This is a genomic window from Aneurinibacillus tyrosinisolvens (assembly GCF_001015055.1).
In the GTDB taxonomy this organism is placed as follows: Bacteria; Bacillota; Bacilli; order Aneurinibacillales; family Aneurinibacillaceae; genus Aneurinibacillus_A; species Aneurinibacillus_A tyrosinisolvens.
Genome location: NZ_BBWZ01000098.1, coordinates 1 through 2105, shown reverse-complemented (window position 1 = coordinate 2105; position 2105 = coordinate 1). Strand labels below are relative to the sequence as shown.

The window sequence follows — 2105 nt, the reverse complement described above, 5'->3', positions numbered from 1 at the left end:
AGAATTAACCCTATTATATAATTGGATTATGAAAAGTTATACGACTTATAAAAGTAATAATAACGTTGTTTATTCCTGTAAATACCATGTGGTTTGGTGTCCGAAATATAGAAGAAATGTTTTGATTGATGGGGTAGATGAAAGACTTAAAACAATTTTGCTGGATATTGCAGCTGAGGTCAGGGCTGAGATAATCGAGATGGAAGTGATGCCCGACCATGTTCATCTTCTCGTCGAAGTGGATCCTCAGTATGGCATCAATAAACTCGTCCGTCATCTCAAAGGGGCATCCTCTCGAATCCTGCGGAGTGAATTCCCCTGGCTCAAAAGCCGCATTCCCTCCCTGTGGACGAACAGCTATTTTGTTTCCACGGTAGGAGCAACCACCTTAGATATTGTCAAACAGTACATCGAAAATCAGAAAGGTGTGTAGCCCATGCCGGCAGAACCCACAACCAAAAAAGAAAGAACCCCCTCCTTTGTTGCTACGTTAAAGCTGATGACAACCAAACACGTCAAGAAGCAATTGTCGGTTCTGTCCGACTGCGGGCGTCAATTATATAATGCGGTGCTGGGTGAATCAATAAAACGTTTAAACGGAATGAGAAACAGCCGGCAATATCAGGATGCCCTTCATATGCCGAAGAAAACAACAGAACAAAAAAAGGAACGGGACGCTGTGTTTAAGCAGGTTCGGGAAACCTACGGTTTCACAGATACAGGGCTTCAAAAATGGGGGACCCAGTGCAAAAATGATTCAAATTTCATTGGTGAAAAGCTCGGTACACATGTCTGCCAGAAACTGTCCACCCGGGCGTTTCGAGCGGTCGAAAAAGTGGCTTTTGGAAAAGCCAGCCGTGTCCATTTTAAACCGAAAGGGGACTTTGTTTCACTCGAAGGAAAGAACAACGAAACATTTTTACGCTATTCCAACGGCTATGCCCTCATTGGGGACCTTACGGTCCAATGCCGTATCAATAAAAAGGATCAATGGCTCGCCCATGCCCTCCATTGCCGTATAAAATACTGTAGATTAATACATAAAAAAATCAAAGGCAAAGACGAGTTTTATCTACAGCTGATCGTCGAAGGGTTCCCCTATCAAAAAGTAAAACTGGGGAAAGAAGAAACAGGCATTGATGTAGGACCCTCTTCCATTGCCATCGTGTCCGATACCCAGGCACAGCTCCTTGGGTTTTGTGAAAACCTCCCTTTCATTCAAGAGGAGAAGCGAATTCTTCAACGAAAAATGGAGCGGCAACGCCGGGCAAATAATCCGCAAAACTACCATCAGAATGGAACCGTGAAAAAAGGGAAGAAAACCTGGATTCAGTCCAACCGATATAAAAAGACAAAAGAAGAAGTCGCAGAATTAGAACGGAGATTAGCAGCAGAACGATATCGCTCCCATGGCGAAACCATCAATCACATGGTTGCCCATTCGAAAAGTGTGAAGGGTGAGAAGTTATCATACAAAGCCTTTCAAAAAAGATTTGGAAAATCGGTGAATCGGTGTGCTCCTGGACAATTTATGAAGCGTCTTTCCACCCGAATAACCGTCCTTGGCGGGAAATTTCGTGAGTTCCCGACCTACTCGACCAAACTCTCTCAGACCTGTCACTGTGGCATCATAAAGAAGAAAAAGTTGTCTCAGCGATGGCATCAATGTGAATGTGGGGTTATGGCTCAACGAGATTTGTACTCTGCTTATTTAGCCAAGTTTGTGACAACAAAAAATACAGTAAGTCTAACCCAAGCAAAAAAACAATGGTCATTGATTGAACCTATTCTTACGAGTGGTATAAAAGCATTAAAAAATGAAAAAAAGCACCGTAAGGTGCCCTCCAGTTTTGGTATCTAACGGTTGGGAAACCGTCTTTTCCCCAGGTGTAGGCGCGCTCCTAGACAGTCCTTAAACTGCAAGCTATGCTTTCCCGAACCCAGAACTGTTTATTCTGCGGTTTGGCAGAGCGGTTGGATTGTTGAAGGCTCTTAAACAAGGATGATTTCTCTTTCCTTTTCTCTCAAAAGAGAGAAAAGGGCATTGCAAAAGTCCGCGTGGTTTTGAGTCAGAACCCCCTGCATTTATGCATGGGGAGTGTCAG

The 2105-nt window shown here is 43.7% G+C and carries 2 protein-coding genes; both read left to right on the top strand.

The annotated features are described in order from the left end of the window. Positions 1-28 precede the first annotated feature (28 nt). On the top strand, positions 29-433 hold the full coding sequence (gene tnpA / locus MBEAL2_RS28445; RefSeq protein ID WP_047155539.1) for an IS200/IS605 family transposase: 405 nt from the start codon (positions 29-31) through the stop codon (positions 431-433). A gap of 3 nt (positions 434-436) precedes the next feature. Next, complete coding sequence (locus MBEAL2_RS28440; protein WP_047155538.1) at positions 437-1861, top strand: zinc ribbon domain-containing protein; 1425 nt, start codon at positions 437-439, stop codon at positions 1859-1861. Positions 1862-2105 lie beyond the last annotated feature (244 nt).

Coding starts and splice junctions, on each gene's coding strand:
- MBEAL2_RS28440 (WP_047155538.1), top strand. CDS start 437: ATGCCGGCAGAACCCACAACCAAAAAAGAAAGAACCCCCTCCTTTGTT.
- tnpA (WP_047155539.1), top strand. CDS start 29: ATGAAAAGTTATACGACTTATAAAAGTAATAATAACGTTGTTTATTCC.